19 protein-coding genes are annotated in these 18,829 nt (G+C 41.5%); 14 read left to right on the top strand and 5 right to left on the bottom strand.

All coding sequences use genetic code 11. The features are described from left to right. Positions 1-87: 87 nt before the first annotated feature. A complete protein-coding gene (locus ACFOWS_RS13020; protein WP_379765613.1) occupies positions 88-372 on the bottom strand; it encodes a helix-turn-helix domain-containing protein in 285 nt (94 codons plus the stop codon). Between the two features lie 77 nt (positions 373-449). Between ACFOWS_RS13020 and ACFOWS_RS13015 the strand changes: the two genes are divergently transcribed. Then, complete coding sequence (locus ACFOWS_RS13015) at positions 450-899, top strand: hypothetical protein (RefSeq protein ID WP_379765186.1); 450 nt, start codon at positions 450-452, stop codon at positions 897-899. Positions 900-907: 8 nt separating this feature from the next. Here ACFOWS_RS13015 and ACFOWS_RS13010 read toward each other — a convergent pair whose 3' ends face one another. Beyond that, complete coding sequence (locus tag ACFOWS_RS13010; RefSeq protein WP_379765183.1) at positions 908-1,945, bottom strand: helix-turn-helix domain-containing protein; 1,038 nt, start codon at positions 1,943-1,945, stop codon at positions 908-910. 242 nt (positions 1,946-2,187) lie between these two features. Between ACFOWS_RS13010 and ACFOWS_RS13005 the strand changes: the two genes are divergently transcribed. The 6 genes from ACFOWS_RS13005 (at position 2,188) to ACFOWS_RS12980 (ending at position 6,252) form a co-directional block, all read left to right on the top strand. Then, the gene (locus tag ACFOWS_RS13005) at positions 2,188-2,877 is read left to right on the top strand and encodes an SOS response-associated peptidase (RefSeq protein WP_379765180.1); all 690 of its coding nucleotides are present in this window, start codon (positions 2,188-2,190) and stop codon (positions 2,875-2,877) included. A gap of 175 nt (positions 2,878-3,052) precedes the next feature. Further along, positions 3,053-3,214 (top strand): DUF1328 family protein, encoded by a 162-nt coding sequence (locus ACFOWS_RS13000; RefSeq protein WP_179382879.1) that lies wholly within the window; start codon positions 3,053-3,055, stop codon positions 3,212-3,214. Positions 3,215-3,249: 35 nt separating this feature from the next. Next, positions 3,250-3,453 carry a hypothetical protein gene (locus ACFOWS_RS12995; protein ID WP_366587310.1) on the top strand — a complete coding sequence of 68 codons (204 nt, stop codon included), beginning with the start codon at positions 3,250-3,252 and terminating at the stop codon, positions 3,451-3,453. Between the two features lie 134 nt (positions 3,454-3,587). Next, on the top strand, positions 3,588-5,009 hold the full coding sequence (gene cls / locus ACFOWS_RS12990; protein ID WP_379765176.1) for a cardiolipin synthase: 1,422 nt from the start codon (positions 3,588-3,590) through the stop codon (positions 5,007-5,009). A 91-nt stretch (positions 5,010-5,100) separates the two neighbouring features. Further along, entirely contained in the window at positions 5,101-5,565 is a 465-nt protein-coding gene (locus ACFOWS_RS12985; protein WP_379765173.1) for a hypothetical protein, read from the top strand. 60 nt (positions 5,566-5,625) lie between these two features. Further along, positions 5,626-6,252: a hypothetical protein gene (locus ACFOWS_RS12980; RefSeq protein ID WP_366587304.1), complete on the top strand. Its 627-nt coding sequence runs from the start codon at positions 5,626-5,628 to the stop codon at positions 6,250-6,252. Between the two features lie 8 nt (positions 6,253-6,260). Here the strand turns inward: ACFOWS_RS12980 and ACFOWS_RS12975 are convergent, their stop codons facing one another. Both ACFOWS_RS12975 and ACFOWS_RS12970 read right to left on the bottom strand, forming a co-directional pair. Then, positions 6,261-7,787, bottom strand: a complete 1,527-nt coding sequence (locus tag ACFOWS_RS12975) for a GH3 family domain-containing protein (protein ID WP_379765170.1) — start codon at positions 7,785-7,787, stop codon at positions 6,261-6,263. 18 nt (positions 7,788-7,805) lie between these two features. Next, a complete protein-coding gene (locus ACFOWS_RS12970) occupies positions 7,806-7,961 on the bottom strand; it encodes a hypothetical protein (protein WP_379765167.1) in 156 nt (51 codons plus the stop codon). Positions 7,962-7,978: 17 nt separating this feature from the next. Between ACFOWS_RS12970 and ACFOWS_RS12965 the strand changes: the two genes are divergently transcribed. Continuing rightward, positions 7,979-11,032: a carboxypeptidase-like regulatory domain-containing protein gene (locus tag ACFOWS_RS12965; RefSeq protein ID WP_379765164.1), complete on the top strand. Its 3,054-nt coding sequence runs from the start codon at positions 7,979-7,981 to the stop codon at positions 11,030-11,032. 142 nt (positions 11,033-11,174) lie between these two features. Next, positions 11,175-11,402: a hypothetical protein gene (locus tag ACFOWS_RS12960; RefSeq protein ID WP_366587296.1), complete on the top strand. Its 228-nt coding sequence runs from the start codon at positions 11,175-11,177 to the stop codon at positions 11,400-11,402. A 628-nt stretch (positions 11,403-12,030) separates the two neighbouring features. Here the strand turns inward: ACFOWS_RS12960 and ACFOWS_RS12955 are convergent. Beyond that, on the bottom strand, positions 12,031-13,578 hold the full coding sequence (locus ACFOWS_RS12955) for a glycoside hydrolase family 32 protein (RefSeq protein ID WP_379765162.1): 1,548 nt from the start codon (positions 13,576-13,578) through the stop codon (positions 12,031-12,033). A gap of 59 nt (positions 13,579-13,637) precedes the next feature. Here ACFOWS_RS12955 and ACFOWS_RS12950 point away from each other — a divergent pair, with 59 nt between their 5' ends. The 5 genes from ACFOWS_RS12950 to arsM all read left to right on the top strand — a co-directional run bounded on the left by ACFOWS_RS12950 (position 13,638) and on the right by arsM (position 18,811). Continuing rightward, positions 13,638-14,129, top strand: a complete 492-nt coding sequence (locus tag ACFOWS_RS12950) for a rhodanese-like domain-containing protein (RefSeq protein ID WP_366587291.1) — start codon at positions 13,638-13,640, stop codon at positions 14,127-14,129. 176 nt (positions 14,130-14,305) lie between these two features. Then, positions 14,306-16,351 carry a response regulator gene (locus ACFOWS_RS12945; RefSeq protein ID WP_379765160.1) on the top strand — a complete coding sequence of 682 codons (2,046 nt, stop codon included), beginning with the start codon at positions 14,306-14,308 and terminating at the stop codon, positions 16,349-16,351. Positions 16,352-16,422: 71 nt separating this feature from the next. Further along, positions 16,423-17,037, top strand: a complete 615-nt coding sequence (locus ACFOWS_RS12940) for a TIGR04282 family arsenosugar biosynthesis glycosyltransferase (RefSeq protein WP_379765158.1) — start codon at positions 16,423-16,425, stop codon at positions 17,035-17,037. Further along, a complete protein-coding gene (locus tag ACFOWS_RS12935; RefSeq protein ID WP_379765156.1) occupies positions 17,034-17,849 on the top strand; it encodes a purine-nucleoside phosphorylase in 816 nt (271 codons plus the stop codon). The genes ACFOWS_RS12940 and ACFOWS_RS12935 overlap by 4 nt, the downstream gene beginning before the upstream one ends. After that, positions 17,846-18,811 (top strand): arsenosugar biosynthesis arsenite methyltransferase ArsM, encoded by a 966-nt coding sequence (arsM, locus tag ACFOWS_RS12930; RefSeq protein WP_379765155.1) that lies wholly within the window; start codon positions 17,846-17,848, stop codon positions 18,809-18,811. Before ACFOWS_RS12935 ends, arsM begins: the two co-directional genes overlap by 4 nt. The last annotated feature ends 18 nt before the right edge of the window (positions 18,812-18,829 follow it).

The following is an 18,829-nucleotide window of genomic DNA, read 5'->3' as shown; positions in this document are numbered from 1 at the left end:
TTCCGACCAACTGTTCGTGCATAGCACCTCATTGAAAAGTTTTTTCAAAAACTAAAATGACATTGCTTTGTTTCTCAGAATTAACTATCATAATTTCTTTTCAAATGCGAAAAGCTCTTCCAGATTAACTTCCAAAGCCTTGGCAATTTTATGGAGCTGAAGAAGATTGGCTGCCCGTTCACCGCGCTCTATTCGACCAATCATGTTTCCATGAACTTTGGCCTCAAATACTAAATCAGCTTGAGTCATTCCCTTTTCTTTGCGTAAACGTCGTATCTGCTCACCAAATTTCAGGAGATATTGTTCTTCTTCTTTTGTCAAATCTTTCTGCATAGCAGCAAATTGCCCATTCCCAAAACCTAATAAAAACACCAAATGGTGTTATTTTATAATATTTTGCTTACCTTCCATCTATCATATCCCAAAATCTAACAATCCAACGATCCACTATGCCTACACGTCCTATTCTATCCACCCTTACCAACCTCCTCCACCAAAGTTCCCAAACCCAACTACAGATTATTACCTTTGCCTCTCTTGAAATTCGCAATTACCAAAGAGAGCAATTGTTGCACCGCGTGCAACGGCCACAGAGCCGTATCATCCTTCAAAAAATGCCGCAAAAAGGGCTGGCAGAAATCACCGTGCTGGACAATCTGGTCTTTAGCTTTTCCTTTCAATTCCAGATACTCAAAGCAGAAGAATTCTATGATGCAGAAATGCTGGCGCTGCCCCGCCCCTTAGATCAAGGCAAGCTGTACGTGGATGAAGAAAAATTACAGCTCTCTTTTCTAATAGATGCGCCAGACCCCACCCTACGGGTGTGGGTGACCCATGTGTACCAAGGTATCCTTAAATTGGAACGCCATTGCACGCCGCTTTGTGGGCAAACTCCTTAAAATAGCATCTAACCTACAACCCCGGCTTCTTTTTTACTGCTCTTAAATTCACTGGGGCTTATCCCGTATTTTTCCTTAAATATTTTGGAAAAATAGCTCCTGCTGGTAAAGCCAATGGAGTAGACCACTTCAGAGATGTTCATTTCTGTGGTGTTGATCAGGTCCCGGGCCACTTCCAGCCGGGCATGTCTTATGTATTCGGTCACGGTTCTGTTGTAGAGCAGTTTAAAACCTTCTTGCAGCTTGGCCTGGGTGAGTCCGGTTTCTGACGCTATTTCTTCCAAAGAGAAGTCTTTGGCAATGTTCTTTTCTATCTTTTTGGCGTAGCTCCGTATAATCTTCAACTCGCGTTTCAACAAGGAGGTTTGTGGTCCTTTTTGCGCCATTTCCTTGTTGTGCTGCATCATGTGCATGGACAAAATCTGGTACACGAGTCCTTCAATCTGCATAATACGGATCATGCCTTTTGCCTTCACTTTTTTCAGCGCGTTCATTTTGTCGGCCATTTTAAGGTTGTACGAGCCGAAATAGGCGAACACCTTTTCATGATCGGTGTCCAAGAAAACCCGATAGAGTTCTTTGTTCAGCGTTTCCCCTTGATTGAGCCGTTTGCGTAAAAAGGGTTTCCGTTCCACCTGAATGATACTGATGGAGAGTTTCACATCTTTGGGAAAATACCCATGGTTGAAACCGCCATCCCTACTGGTAATGATCACGGATTGAAATTGCTCCAGAATCCGCAGTTCGTTCATGGTCTGATACCCAAATTTGTGTCCGCAATAGCCTTCCAAACAAAAGCAAAAGTTAATGGGATTGTACTTTGAGGCGTCCACAATAAGGGTAACCTCATCAAAAAAAGTAATCTCGTACTCCAACAAGCTTACGCCCCAGTCAAAAGAAGTAAACCGAATATGGCCTTCGGCTTTTTTATTGGAAACCGTTAGGGTGTGCTGCCCCCATCGCTCGGTGAGCTCGCCCCCAATGGCTTCCTTTATCTGTTCCACGGTTCCCGCAGTATCCTTGGCATCAACGTTAATGGTAATCATAAATACGGAGTTGATCTTGTCCCTTGTTGTTCTCGGCAATTGCCCGATGAAGGATAAAGATAACCCTTGTGCCGCATTGTTCCACAAGGATACCAAGAGAAACTCGCCATCAGGCTCCTTGATAATCCCTCAAATGCCTGCCAAAACCAAACATTATCTAGTATTCGCATCACGAATAACTTTTTTTGCGTCAAGCTAATTTTTGATTTAGGCGTTACTTGCACTCAATAGTATTTGATATCATGATTTACAAACTTTCCAACGCAACAGAACGTGAACAGATTGAGGAGGAGTTTGGCGTACATTTCAAATATCCCCATCTGTATACCCCCAGTGCCCTAGTCAATGGTTTTAAAGAAACCAATGTCTGTATTGTTACCATGCAGGACAAGCGTAGAATTTCTTTTGCCATTTGGGGTTTAATGCCGCAGGATTTCAAGGAAGATTGGTACATCTTTCAAAACAATGCCAACACCTTGAATGTGCAACTTCAAGATTTGGAAAAAGTGGAATGGATGAAAGAATCCTTTGTAAAGCGACGATGTTTGGTCATCGTTTCTGGCTTTTACACCCACCTTCTCAAAAACGGAAAAACCTATACATACTACGTTACCCTAAAAAATGGAAAACCATTTTATCTGGCAGGGGTCTATAATATCTTGGAGGATGGATTTCAATGTTGTGCTCTTATCACGGCCAAGACCAACGCATTTGTGTCCAGTTATCATGACATCAGCAACTTGGCTCCCATCATTATTCCCAAAAGCCATGCTGATGCTTGGTTAACGGATGATTTTGACATCAACGCGTTGAAGGAAATCGTGAACAACCCTCCTGAAGTTGAACTCAAAGCCAATCTTATGGCCGATGAATTCTTCAAGGACATTACGCACCAAGACACCATTATACATCCCGACTTTCTGGAACGATAACCCCCTTTTTTACCTCGCAACACATTCTTATTGCACGTAAACCCCTGATTTTTCACATCTTAACGCTTATGGGTCAACATCAAACTTGATAGGAGCAAGGTTTCAGTAAAGAATCCCCCAAATTTGTAGTGTACTGATTAAGAGTTAGTCAGGCAACAACCAAAAACTATATAATATGTTACGTTGGACAGTCACCTTTGTAATTTTGGCCATCATTGCCGGGATATTCGGTTTTGGAGGAATTGCCGCTGGCGCGGCGAGCATAGCCAAAATTCTTTTCTTCATTTTCATAGTGCTATTCATTATTTCACTGATTACCGGAAGAAAAAGACTTTAAAATAAATACTAATTATTAACTAAAAATAGAAACAGATGAAACGATCAATAAGTTTATTAATGCTACTGATTGCCATGGCCATTGGTGCAAGTGTGACCAGTTGCAGGGAAACCAAAGAAAGTAAGGCTGAAGAAGCCGTAGAGGAAATTAAAGACGGAGCGGAAGAAGTTGGAGATGATATTGAAGATGCTGCTGATGATGTTGGGGATGAAATTGAGGATATGACGGATGACCACTAGAATCCGCACGTAGAACACTAAATCGGAACGCTGGACAGAATTGTTCAGCGTTTTTTTGTCCCTAAAGGAAAAAACATTGTGTATTGTTTTTTTGTGCAGTAGCTTAGAATCCAATTAATTACTGAACCCCTCTTTTGAAGACCTTATTCACCATTGTCTATATTGTCCTTTCCCTTTGGTCCATAGGTTCGATCATTTATCATGGAAGGCGTCCTTCCCGTTCCATTGGTTGGGTTCTCGCCATTATTGTCCTGCCCATAATCGGCGTTGTTCTATATTATCTTTTTGGGGTCAATCGGCGTAAGTTCAAGTTTTTCAAAACCAAGGAATTTGAGCAGCGTAAACGTTTTTCCTACGGAAATGCCCCCAGTTCCGATCATTTTCCTGCCGATTTTGGCTCGGATATGCGAAAAAAGAGAATGAACCAACTTATTAAAGCCAACTCCAATACCGTGGCCACCAGTGGCAATGCCATACGGGTGCTTCAAGATGGGGGTGAAACGTTCAACACCTTGTTCAAGGCCATGGAGGAAGCCGAAAAATTCATCCATGTGCAATATTACATTTTGGAACGGGGTACACTTTTCGACAAAATGCTGGAACTCTTCAAAAGGAAAATTGCCGAGGGGGTGGAAGTACGCATTATCTACGATTCCTTTGGAAGTTACACGCTGAGAGGCCGGCCCAAAAAACGATTCAAGGACGTTGGGGTCAAAATTCACCCCATAATGCCCATCCGTATAAAGAATTTATTGTTCTATCTCAACTTTAGGAACCATCGAAAAATAGTGGTCATCGATAATAAAGTGGCCTTTACGGGCGGGGTGAACGTTTCGGACAAATACATTAAGCACATGGGTGAACTTGGCAAATGGAAAGACACTCATTTAAAGCTTGAAGGACCTATTGTAAACGACCTACACCTTGTTTTTTTAAAGGATTATTTCTTCGCCAGCAAAAAAGAAAAGTTCAAGATTGAAGATTATCTTTTCGAACAGTCAAAATGTGGTGAAGTGGATGCACAGGTAGTGGCCGGAGGGCCAGATTCCAGCCATCCCACCATCATGCAGCAGTATATTGGAATGATCAATCAAGCCCAAAGGTCTGTCTGCATTGCAAACCCCTATTTTCTTCCCGGAGAAGCCTTTTTTCAAGCCTTAAAAGTGATTGCGTTGCAAGGTGTTGAAATCCGTTTGCTGGTTCCCAAAAAATCTGATTCCATTGCTGCCATGTTTGCCATGTTTTCGCAATTTGAAGAACTTTTGGGGGCCGGAATACAAATTTTTCTGCGGGATGATTTCTCCCATAGCAAAATCCTAATTGTGGATGATGACCTAGTATCCGTAGGTTCGGGTAATTTTGATATTAGAAGTTTTGAACTCAATTACGAGGCCAACATTTTGATATATGATCAAGACATCAACAAAGAAATGACAGCGGAATTCAACGCCCTGTGTGAAAAGTCCGAGCAACTTAATTTGGAAGAGTTCAAGAACCGGCCCCGCTGGAAAAAATTTATGGAAGGCCTTTCCAAGTTTTTTAAACCACTACTATAGCATTCCTGCAATCTTTTTACGGCAAACATTAATTTTTTTGGGGCAACCCAAAATAGCGAACATCCTAACTTTGCAGCAAAACATTTTAATTATGAGAACTATAGTAACTTTTCTTTTTGTATTGGCAACAGTAGGCCTTAGCGCACAAAGTATTTCTAAAAACGCTTTGGGTGTGCGCCTCGGTGACAATGACGGTTTTGGGGGGGAAATTTCCTATCAAAGATATTTGCATGAGAACAACCGATTGGAATTTGACCTGGGGTGGAGAAACTCAAATGACGTGGACGCCTTTAAATTGGTTGGACTTTACCAATGGGTTATGCCCATAGATGGTGGTTTTCACTGGTATGTAGGTGCCGGTGGTGGAATTGGTTCTTTTGATGCCGGAGATAACGATGGTACTTTTGCACTGGTTGCAGGAGATATCGGTATCGAGTACGACTTCAACATACCACTGCTCATTTCATTGGATATGCGACCAGAGCTTGGATTCAATGATAACTATTCTGATGATCTGGACCTGGATATTGCCTTGGGTCTGAGATATCAATTTTAATAAACACTGACCACATAAAAGGGCAAATTCACATTTGCCCTTTTTTTATCCCTTTTCATTTTGAAAAAGATAATCAAGCGAATTGCAATACTACTATTGCTCCTATTAATCATTGATATTGTTTTGTCCAAACCAAAAAAAGTTATTCCAAAAAGTATTGAGCTAGAGGTAGAAGTAGCTCTGGAACATTTTCCCGAGCTCAAGGAAGTTCCCATAGAGTTCAAGTTCAAAAAGAATATCAAAAAGTCCGTGATGCAGGCCCAGCCCACCATAAAAGGAATCTTTGGCTCCAAGGAAAATAGAAGCTACAAAATACTCATCAGTGAAAAGTTCAAAATTACGGGTGAAGAATTCAAGACCACCCATGTGCCCAAAGACGTCCTTATCGGTTGGATTGGCCACGAGTTGGGCCATGTGATGGATTACCAAAACCGGAGCGGACTAAATTTGGTGGCCTTTGGATTTAGATATGCTTTTCTAAAAGAGTATGTAAAAAAGGCCGAACGTGCCGCCGATTCTTTTGCCGTTTTACGAGGCATGGCGGATTACATCATTAAGACAAAGCGTTTTATTCTGGACAACGCCAAAATTGACCCACTGTACAAAGAACGAATCAAAGAATATTACCTCTCCCCGGACGAAATCATGGAAATGGTGAAAGAAATAGAAGAAGTTGAACAAAATTAATTGATTGTCTACGCTGTTTGTTGGGCTACAAAATCTTCCCATTCTGCGAATTTCTCCTCTCCCATGACCCTTTCCATCTTTACCTGGCCCCCTTTCTTTTTATTGGCACCGCTCCATTCCGCAAAAATGGGCTGAGGCACAAAATGCACTTTCACACCTTCCAGCGCTTTACCTCGGGCCACTTTGTAGTTCTTGTTGGCGCTTTTAAGGTAGTCGTCCAAGACTTTGGCCGTCTTATCTGAATCCACCATACTATCCGAACCCAAATACCATGTATGATAAAAACCATCATCATAACGCTTGGCACAAAGGGTGTATTCTGGAATCTTAATATCGAGCTTGTCTTCCAAGTGCTTCACGGCATCATTTAATTTATTCACCGAAAGCTGTGAACCAACAGTGTTCAAAAAGAACTTGGTTCTTCCGGTAATCTTTATTTCGGCGCGCTTAACATCCGTAAATTTGATGGTATCGCCAATGATATAGCGCCACGCACCCGACACTGTGGAAATCAGCAATACATAATCCTCTTCTTCCTTTACCTCATCCAAGGTCAAGGATGGGGCATCATCGGTTAGGGAACCATCTTGATTGATATATTCCGGATTAAAGGGTACAAACTCAAAATAGACTCCATTGTCCGTTATCAATTTCATGGCAGACGTGTCTGGTCTATCCTGAAAGGCCAAAAATCCTTCAGAAGCCAGATACGTATCTATAATTTGGATGGGCTTCCCCAAGAGGGCATTGAAACTTTTCTCGTAGGGATCAAATGCCACACCACCTGAAGTGTACACCTGCAGATTGGGCCATATCTCGTGGATATGCTCTAAATTATGATATTCAATCACTTTTTTGAGCATAAGTTCCATCCAAGAAGGGATTCCGCTCAAGGCGCCGATATCCCAATTTTTGGCCTCTTTTGCTATTTTAAGGACACGGTGGTCCCATTCATCAATCTGGGCAATCTCATCACCAGGTTTGTAATATTTTTTGAACCAAAATGGAATATTGCTTGCGCTTATCCCACTGATTTCACCCTCTTTTCGGCCATTGCGTTCCTGCAAATCGGTAGAGCTACCCAACATCATGATTTCCTTTTCAAAAAACTCCGCAGGCAAGTCAAAGTTACTCAGGGCATAAATCTGCTTGATTCCGGCATTTTTAATGGATGCTAACATATCTTGGGTTACAGGTATCCTCTTGGATTTCTTGCCTGTTGTTCCAGAACTGAGGGCAAAAAAGTCTGGATTGCCCGGCCAAGTAACATCAGGTTTTCCATCAATCACCTTATTCCACCACTCCGTGGAAATCTTATTGTAATCGTAGTAGGGAACATTTTGTGCAAAGGTCTTGGACTTGTCTTTGGAGGACAATATCTGTTTAAAATCAAAGTGCTTTCCAAATAGGGTGTCTTTCGCTTGGTTCAACAAGTTTTCGAGTACCTTTTTCTGTTCTTCAACAGGATTTTTTTCCAAACTCAACGAGTCCCGTGCCTCTATAAACCCTTTAATGATATTTCCTATGATTGCCATGTACTTGAACGTTTCTGATTATGCCTTAAAATTACGTCCATTGATCTGCAGTATTTTACTCAATTCGTTTTTTGATTGACTTGATTCAACAATCATGCATCTTACATCAAAAACTACACCTTCATCAATAATTTTTCCTACATTTAAAATCAGCAGCAAACAATCTTCCGCCATATACAAACTCATTGTACATGAAGAAATATGGTGTTCCTTTCATTTTCTTTTTTATATCCCTCCAATGCTTGCATGCCCAAAAAGTTCTCACGGGAAAGCTGTTGGATGTGGATACAGGACAACCCGTGGACTATGCGAACATTGGTATTGTGGATCAAGCAAAGGGCACTGTATCAGCAGAAGATGGCACCTTTGACCTGCAATTGGAGGATAGCGCCATCAATGAAAGCAATATCATACAATTTTCCAGAATAGGGTATGAAACGCTTCGCTTTACCACCAAAGTTCTTTACGATCGGCTTCAAGAAAACCCCAACATCAACCTAAAGGAAGCTCTTTTTGAATTGGAAGGGGTCACCCTCAACGTAAAAAATGCTGAAAAAAATAGGGTGGGCTATATCAGCAATGATAAGGACAATTTTGCCTTTTGGAACGATAGTCTGGCTTTGGGCGGTGAGCACGCATCAAAAATTAGGATAAAGGATGCTCCCTTAAAACTGGAGGACATGTCTTTTAATGTTATTGCAAGCATTTCCGACAGCATTTTGGTACGGGTGAATATCTATGAAATTGGCCAGGGCGGCTTGCCCGGCAAGAACATTTCCAACCATAACATTTTACATACCGTTACAACAAGACGAGGTAGGGTAACCATAGACCTTTCGCCGTACAATATTGTGGTAAACGACCATTTTATTGCCAGCTTGGAGCTTCTTAAAATCTATGGCGGAAAGGTGGGCATTCTTATTTCATCCTTTAATGATGGTTATAGGTCATACAGCCGTTTGATAAGCCAAGATCGCTGGAAAAGAATCCGAAAAGGTACCACCATTGCATTCAGCTTAAATACTTCCCAGTTGGAAGGTGACCAGTTCAATGCTGTTGTTGCTTCCCAAAATAAACTGCGGGAAAAACCGGAACGGATTACCCTGTTATGGGACACTTCGTATTCCATGAAGGATAAAAATCTGGAAAAGGAACTGGCCTTTCTGGACCATTATTTGGAATACCTCAATACTATGGAGATTGAATTACAGCTATTCGGATATACACTGACCCAAGAACAATTTACGATTGAAAATGGGAATTGGGAGTCGCTTAAAAAGCGTCTTCAGGAAATCCAATATGATGGTGCAAATCAAGGTAAAACACTCCATGCATTGAATCCCGGTAAACACGCCTTACTGTTCACGGACGGCATAGGTTTTCCAGATAGCATTGATGAAACTTGGGCATCAACGATTTTTACTGTCAACAGCCAGCCAGATGCCCATCATTCTTTGTTGAAATCCATTGCCGAAGGCTCAGAGGCAAACTACATCAATCTGGATAAAATCAGTGATACCCACTTGGCCGTTGAATATACCCAAAAGCATATTGTGGACAATCTGGAATATGCCTCTCCCCGATCCAATGTCAATCCACTTCGGGAAATCAAGGGGAAAGTCACGGATTTTGATGACCCCATTCCTTATGTCAACGTTAAAGTAAGAGAAACCGGGCGAAGCACGAACACCGATATTGACGGAAACTTTATCATTTTTGCCAAGGATGGCGATATCTTGGAATTTACTTCACCTGGACGAGAAAGTGCGGAGTCCGTGGTCAATGCCAATACCAGCAGACTCAACATCACCATGCCCATTGGTGTGAAGGTTTTGGATGAAGTGGTTTTGGAAGAATACCGAAACACCAAATCCATTAAAGGTGCCGACCCGTCAAAAACAGATATATCCACAAATTTTGGTGCCATTGATTTGGAACGAACAGGATTTGCCGTAAGACAGATTCAACAAGACCAAATTGGATATGGGGCGTTGGATATAACAGAAGCCATTAAGGGTAAATTTCCCGGGGTACAAGTCTATGGAAGTGGTACCAATGCCGTTGTAATGCTTAGGGTAGGCTCGCGATTTCCTGCAGCTTGGGAGGTAGATGGAATACTCTACAAATCAGAAAACCCTCCGGTGCACATAAGCCTCCAAAATATAAAGAGTATTACGGTAATGCCGGGGAGTTGGGCCGCTGCAAGATATGGTTTGATAGCCCGTGGTGGTATTATCATGATCCGAACAATAAGTCAATCTTTTGCAACCGAATCTTCTGGGAAAGTTTCCAAATGGGACGCCATGCGCTCGCAGGATATGTATGGGAATGATGCCGTACTTTTGGTCAAAACCCAAGGCAATCAGCCCAAATATATCCAATGGATATCTGGCGCAGCTACGCTGAGCGAGGCCTACGAACTTTACTTGGAACAACGAAAACTATATGGGCATCTTCCTCATTTTTATGCTGATGTTCACACCTTCATTCTTGAAGAATGGGGCAGCCTTGAACTTGCCACCAAGATTCTTTCCAACTTGGAAGAAGTTTTTCCCGAAGATATCAGTACGTTACGGTTATTGGCCTTCCAACTTGAGGAAAATGGGGCATTTGAGGAAGCCCATTCCATTTATGCCAAAATTCACAATTTGGAACCCACGCAGGCCCAAAGTCAGCGAGATTTGGCCCACAGCTTTGTTACCTTGGGAAAAATTAAGGAAGGGTGGTCACTTTATAGAAAATACCTTCTGAGCACAAGTGGCGAACTTGATGAGGACGGCATTGATAAAACTATTCGGAATGAGGCCCTTGCCCTGGCCAACCACCATAGTTCAGAGATTGCACTGGATCTTCCCTTTGATTCAATCCAAGATGAAATGAACGATATGGATATTTTGGTTGAATGGAACAACCCCAACACCGAATTTGAATTGCAATTTGTGGGACCCACTGGTCACTATTTCACTTGGAAACATACCAAAGCGGACAATCCTAGCTTACTTTCAGACGAAATTTTCAAAGGGTATTCCTCAAATAGTTTTCAAATTAACAACCTTGACCAAGGCGAATGGTTGTTGAACGTGAAATACATGGGAAACCAATCCAACACACCATCCTTTCTAAAAACGACCATCAAGAATAACCTAAATGGCACTGAAACTATTAAAGTGCTCCGGTTACAGCAGAAAAATGTGAACTTTCAGTTCTTAAAATTGACATCGGACAAGATTTCCAATTTCAAATAAGTGCCAAAAACACACTGAAATACAGCTCAAAAATGGGTACTCTCTTAATGTTTTCATAAATATGAAAATCGAATCGTCCTATAGGCAGAAAGTATGGAGCTAACTCTTATATTTAGCCAATCTAGATTAATTTTAAACAAAAATGACTCAAAACTTACTTGCCCAAGCAGAAGAATTCGAGAATAGGTCATTAAGCCATATGTCCACCAGTGACAGGGTAGAGGCATCTAGGGAGGCCAAAAAGCTCATACTTTCCATCAATGAGATCTATAAAAAGACCAAGGATTCGAAATTGATGGATACTATGAAGAAACTTACCGAGAAGAAACGAAAAATTGAAAAGCGTCTCAAAGGGAAGCCCTTGGTATAAGGTTGTTTCCTTAAGGAAAGAGAATTATCAAAGCTCTATTCTATTTTCTACAGGATTCTTTTATCATGAATAAAGGCTTGATTAACAATAGAAAAGGACCGTAATCCTATGGCTCTGAAAGTCGTAGTATGCTAGAAATGGTTCGTTTTAGCATTTCACTTTTCCATTTACAAAACAATTTCTACCATTTATGTCCTATTTCTTGCCATGGATATAATTGTAAATTGTTGCCCCAGTATTATGTGTAATTTCGGAGGGTAGAATTTATTTCAACTCAAAAGAAACACTCAAGTAAAATGAACACTGTAGAAGCAAAATTAGGTTACCTGTTCTGGTATTTTGTAATTGCTATCTCTGTTTACTCCCTCATTAACAGTCTATACCTTTACATAAATTAAAATTACACTAACACTACCCATTATTTTAACCCATTAGTAGTAAACCAGTCTCTTTTTAAGGGGCATCTGTAACCCGGATGCCCCCTTTTTATGCCTTTTCCTTTCTGAGCTTACCCTCTTTTTGGGTTGGTACGAATTCCCAAGATCAATACTCTGGTCATTGACCAGACAGATAGGCTCCATCTTTTTGAATCTTGTTTAATAAATCTTCCCGTAGCTTGAAGTCTTTTTCACCAAACAGATTCCATCTGTTTAATGGATTCAAGATGAATTTCTGAATCGGCGCTTCCATTTTTGATAACCAAAGTGGTATACGGTTTTGTAGGAAAGAGTTGTTCCGTCATCACATATATACCGCCATCAATGAAAATTTCAATGGAGGACCAATCCAATAGGATTTTTAATTCATGAGATTCTTTATCCAACAATGAAATGGGCATAACATGTTTTTTGTTTCCAAATTCAGAGTGAAAGTCAACCTTGCCTGATTTCATCCGGTTGACTATGAATGCGCTGTTTGTGGAATCCATGGTCAGCTCCAAAGTTTCATCCAAATCATTTTTGAAAATTACGGTATAATCCCTTGAAGAAGTCTTCAATTGAATCTGTGATTGATTCAACCCATCGACTTTCAAGGTTTCCGAAGTACTTGGTGCAACCTGAAGATCTTCAGCCAAGATTTCTGTGGCGAGTCCGTCCACCTGTTCCACTGGATAATTCTTCAAAAAATAATCATCCCCAATCTTTTCCAGGGAAAGTTCGCGAGGAACGGTCATGGCACTGCGCCACTTTTCGGTCGGGGTGTTTCGGGCGTAAAACCAATTGCTCATCCAACCGATGAAAATACGTTTGCCATCGGGAGTGTTGTTGTAGGTGACCCCAGCATAATTATCCGTGCCATAATCCAACCATTTTGGTTCTTGCTGGTTCGATGTGAATTTCTCCCCATCAAAATCACCAATGAAATACTGGGTACCACTTCCTCCATTGGGAGCCCCAGGATTTATACTGATAATCAACACCCATTTTTGCTCCTCTGTACCTTCAACAGGTAATGGAAAAAGGTCTGGACATTCCCAAACCCCTCCGTGTGCGCCTTGGGTTTTCCCAAAATCACTCAAATGTTCCCATTCCCTTAGGTTATTGGAGGCATAAAATTTGGCATGGTCTCCGGCCACAAGGGTCAATATCCATTGTTGGGAAGCTTCATGCCAAAACACCTTCGGGTCCCTAAAATCCCTTATGCCATTATTTCCTATTACCGGGTTCCCCTCATATTTGGTCCAAGTTGCCCCATTATCCAAACTATAAGCAATACCCTGGGTTTGAAAATCATCTCTGCCCTCTTTTTCTCCTTCCATGGAATGATAGGTGAAAATGGCCACCAGAGGTGCTTCGCCATTTGTACCAAAACCGGAAGTGTTTTTCTTGTCCACCACCGCACTTCCTGAAAAAATAAGTCCATGTTCATCTGGGTATAGTGCAATAGGTTGGTGCTGCCAATGTACCAAGTCCTTACTCGTGGCATGCCCCCAATGCATGGGGCCCCAGACGATATCATCCGGATAATATTGGTAAAAGAGATGGTAGATTCCTTGATTATAGACCAATCCATTGGGGTCGTTCATCCATTTTTCGGGAGGTGAAAAATGAAACTGGAGCCGGTATGGCTCGGCATACACCTTTTCAATTGCTGATTCCTTTGGTTTTTCTTTTTGCTTTTCCTTACAGCCCATCAGCATCGCTGCCACACTTAAAAAAACGACTCCTATTTTCATGTTTTTCAATGTTTTCCATCACAATTTATTGAATTATCTTTGGATTAGATTCCTAGCAAATGCGAATTTCTCTGCTTCTATTCCTCTTTTTAACATTGGGCATGACTTCATGCGCCCAACAGTCCATTCCAAAGGTGTTACAGCAACTCAATGACGGAACAGTTGACTATATTTTTGCAGAAGATCTATACCAAATGAAGGCACCGATTGTTTTGGATGCCCGTGAAAAAGATGAGTTTGAAGTGAGCCACTTAAAAAATGCCGTTTGGGTAGGGTATGAGGATTTTGACTTGGACAAAGTAATTCAACAACTACCCAGTAAAGAAAAACCCATTGTGGTTTACTGTGCCATTGGGGTGCGTTCCGAGGATATTGGTGAGCAATTAAAAAGCAAGGGGTACACCAATATCAAAAACCTATATGGGGGTATCTTTGAATGGAAAAACAAAGGGTTTCCCGTATATGATGAAAATCAACATGAAACCGAAAAAGTACATGCCTTCAACCAGTATTGGAGCCGCTTTTTGACCAATGGGGAAAAGGTATTTTAATCCTAGGTTCCAAAACCCTTAGGAAGATCATCGATTATTGGCATCCCCGTACAATTTTTTCACAAAATAGGTGTTAAGTGTTTACAATGTTGTGGTTTTTTCCTACAATACTTCTTACAAGTTTTAATTTTGGGCGAATTGCAGGTGAATAATTGATCTCTAGCCAGAGAATGCGTATGTCGTTGATATCATTAAAAAGAGAGTTGATACTTCCCGTTGTGGTCTTTGTTGTTTTTATGACCACAGTTTCTATTCTATGGAACAATTCGCTAAAAACGCAAAAGTCCTCGTTCGTTCAGGAAATTCACAACACGGGTAATCTTCGGGCCCAAGAATTCTTCTCGTCTGTTAAGTACAACATTAAGTCGCTCGAAAACTTAAAGCAGCGTATTGAAATGACGGATGGGTCTTATTTTCAATACTGGGAGAGAGACGCCCGTCTTATTCTAGATCAAAATCCATCTTTTAAGTTTGTGGAATGGGTAGATAGCTTAATGACCATAAAAATGGTAACACCATTGAAGGGTAATGAGGCCGCCATTGGTTTCAATATTTCTGCACATCCAAGGAATACAGAATGGCAAAGACACATGACGAACGGTTCAACCAATATTTCGTCATGGACCAAGCTTCATCAAGGTGGAAATGCCTTTTTGGTAGATGTACCCGTCTTCTTTAAGGAAAAATTTCAAGGGTCCATAACCGCTGGGATGGATTTTACCAATCCTTTCAATGAAATGACCTCTAGCTTGGATATGTATGCCATTCAGATAAAAGACGAAAACGGCACCATCTTTTATGCAAAGAACAGTCCCTCATCTGAAGCCATAGCAGACGAATATGTCTTTTCCACCACTTTGCAGATAGATTCATTGGATAAACGGAAATGGACCTTTACGCTTATGCCGGTAGATGCGGATTTTATGTTGGGAAGGCAAAAAAACACTTATCTCTTATTGATTTTTGGCACCTTGGTGGCTCTGCTTACCAGCTCGCTCATTTATTTTTATCAGTCCTCCCGAAAAAAGAACATACGCCTCAGTTATGCCAATGACAAGCTCAAAGAACTCAACAAATCTTTGAAAACAGAAAGGTTGAAGGCTGAAAAATCTTCCTTGGCCAAAACTGAGTTTATCTCCAACATGAGTCACGAAATACGGACCCCTTTGAACGCCATTATAGGTTTTATTGAGGTTTTGAAGCTTTCCAAAATACACAGTTCCTTGCAGGAATACCTTTCATTAATGGACATTTCCTCCAAAAAACTCCTCTTGTTAGTAAATGATATTCTTGAAATCGATAAAATTGAATCAGGAAAAATCAGCTTTAGGGACGAAACTTTTTCACCCATTGAAGAACTGGAAAACATCATCAGCATTAACAGACCCTATGCTGAGGAAAAAGGCTTGCAGATTACACTGGAATCGTCGGTTGGCAACGACCAATATGTTAAAGCAGATGTGGGTAAATATGGCCAAATCATTACCAATATCCTCAGGAATTCACTTAAGTTCACAGAAAATGGTGGGATTCAGGTTTTCTATCGCGAAGAACAAATAAAAGATAGGTTAGCCATTCACATAAATTTTAAGGATTCCGGTATCGGGATTCCAAAAAACAAGTTGAAAACCATTTTTGACCGTTTTACCCAAATTGATGCGGGAAAGGCCAAAAGGCATGAAGGTAGCGGACTTGGGCTGTACATTACCCACAGATTGGTGGAATTGTTTGGGGGAACCATAACAGTTGAAAGTGAAGTCAACGTAGGCACGGAATTTTGCTTATCGCTGAAGCTGCCCATTTCTGAAGCAAAACAAGATGCGAGCCTGCCAAGTGCCGAGCAGTTAGACCTTAGTGGATGCAAAGTTCTTATAGTGGATGACAATCGGGTAAATGTCATTGTTCTTAAAATGAGCCTCGAAAAATTAGGCATCCAATCCGATTCGGTATGTAATGGACTCCAAGCTGTTTCAGCTGTAACCAAAAACGACTATGACCTGGTCTTTATGGATGTGCACATGCCCAATATGGATGGTTTTGAAGCTACCAAGGAAATCCGAAAAATCAATAAAGACATCGCCATAATTGGTCTTTCCGCTGATGTAACCAAAGAAGCCATTGATGAAGCCAAAGGCGTAGGGATGAACGACTACCTCACCAAACCCATCTCGTTCGATAAACTCCGAAATATTCTGCCGGTCTATCTTGCCGCTGTATCTTGAATCCAAATTAATTCAAAAAAATAAAAAATGGTTTTGTCAGCTCCTAGGTGCTTTATGGTATCTTTGGATGTATGGACAAAAACCTACTTCTAATCCTTACCCGAAACCCAGAACTGGGCAAATGCAAGACACGATTGGCGGCAAAAGTAGGTGATCAAACCGCCTTGGAAATCTATCAATTCCTGCTGGACCACACCGTTACCTTCACTAAAAACCTAAATGTGGAAAAATGGGTTTTTTATTCAGAATCCATATGGGAAAATGATATTTGGGACCAGAATACCTATCAAAAAAAACTTCAGGTGGGGACTGATTTAGGCGAACGCATGTTGAATGCCTTCAAAGAAGGGTTTCACTCCGGTTTTGAAAAAATCATTATAATTGGCAGTGATATGTACCACCTCTCCCAAGCTGATCTGGAAGAGGCTTTTTTTCGACTGAACCATCATGATTTTGTGGTTGGCCCGGCCGAAGATGGTGGATATTACCTTTTGGGCATGAAGTCCCTTAAAAAAGAACTGTTCCGTAACAAAAATTGGGGTACTGACACAGTTCTATCAAACACATTAAAGGATTTAAAAACCAGTAAAGTTTTCATGCTCCCGGTTAAAAATGACGTGGATTACTACGAAGACATAAAAGATATTGAGGCGTTTCAGCCTTTTCTAAAACATATAAAAGAATGACGCAAACACAACTTGATGAATCTGTTGATTACTTAAAAAAGAGAGGGTTTGATACCCCTGAAATTGGTATTGTTCTTGGCTCCGGTCTCGGTAAATTGGTGGATGACATAGAAACCCCCATCGAAGCACATTACAACCACATCCCTTATTTTCCGCTGGCAACAGTGGAGTTCCATTCGGGAAAACTCATTTATGGCACCATTGCTGGAAAAAAAGCCGTGGTCATGCAAGGACGATTCCACCTATATGAAGGATACGATTTCTTGGATATCACCTATCCTATTCGTGTAATGCACCAAATGGGCATTCAAAAACTGTTCGTATCCAACGCTGCCGGTGCCATCAATCTAAATTTTAAAAAGGGAGATATTATGCTCATTGAAGACCACATTAATCTGCAAGGAGGTTCTCCATTGGCGTTTAAGGGCGTATCCGAATTTGGAGATCGGTTTGTGGATATGAGTGAGCCCTATGACGTTGATATGCGGAAAAAAATTGAAGCCATTGCCCAAAAGGAGGGAATCTCGCTTCAAAAAGGCGTGTACGCTTCGGTGGTTGGTCCACAATTGGAGACCAAAGCGGAATATCGCATGCTGAAAACCCTTGGTGCTGATGCCGTTGGAATGAGTACGGTGCCCGAAGTAATTGTTGCCAATCATTTACGACTACCCATTGTGGCCGTGTCCGTTTTAACCGATGAATGCGACCCAGATAACTTGGAGCCGGTGAATATTGAAGAAATATTGGCCATTGCCAACAGGACCGAGCCCAAAATGATACAGTTGTTCAAAGAATTAATCAAACAATTATGAGCTATTTAGACGCCACCCAAGATCTTTACAAAGAAGCGGCCCTGACCCCAGATATTGGCCTGTGCTGCACCACTACCCCCATTTGGCAGTTTCCGGGACTTTCCATTCCAAAAATCATGCAAGAAATGAACTACGGATGTGGAAGTACTGTCTCCGCCCAAGATTTGGTGAACAACCCCAAGATTCTTTACGTAGGTGTTGGGGGTGGAATGGAGTTATTGCAATTTTCTTATTTCTCCAGACAAAAAGGCGGCGTCACCGGAGTGGATTCCGTAGATGAAATGTTGGAGGCCTCTCAAAAAAACTTTAAAGTGGCCGAAGAAGAAAATGATTGGTTCAAAAGTGAGTATGTCAATTTGGTGAAAGGTGACGCGCTCAATCTCCCCGTTGCCGATGAGTCCATTGATGTAGCCGCACAAAACTGCCTTTTCAATATCTTTAAAATTGAAGATTTGAAGAAAGCCGTCGCTGAAATGTACCGTGTGCTAAAACCTCATGGACGCTTAGTCATGAGTGACCCCATTTGCGAGCAGCCTATGAATGATGCGCTTCGCAATGATGACCGACTCAGGGCGCAATGCCTAAGTGGGAGTATTCCATTGAAAGACTACGTAAAAGTCCTGACCGACGCCGGTTTTGGCACCATTGAAATACGGGGCAGAAGATCGTATCGCGTGCTATCCCCAAACCACTATCCCACCGACGAACTCATTTATATTGAATCTATTGAAATTGCGGCCATAAAAGACCCTATGCCAGAGGACGGTCCGTGTATGTTCACAGGAAAAACAGCTATTTATTATGGTGATGAGGAATATTTTGATGATGGAAAGGGGCATGTAATGTACCAGAACCAACCCTTGGCGGTATGTGACAAAACCGCAGCGGCCTTAGCTAAAGCCTCAGACCAAATTCATGTAAGTGAAAGCACTTGGCATTACAACGGCGGTGGCTGCTGCTAAGTCAACTCGCGTTTAAAA

Origin of the sequence: Flagellimonas marina (genome assembly GCF_042651185.1) — a bacterium.
Classification (GTDB): domain Bacteria; phylum Bacteroidota; class Bacteroidia; order Flavobacteriales; family Flavobacteriaceae; genus Flagellimonas; species Flagellimonas marina.
Note: the sequence above shows the minus strand (reverse complement) of the source record. Positions and strands in the feature narration are given on the sequence as shown.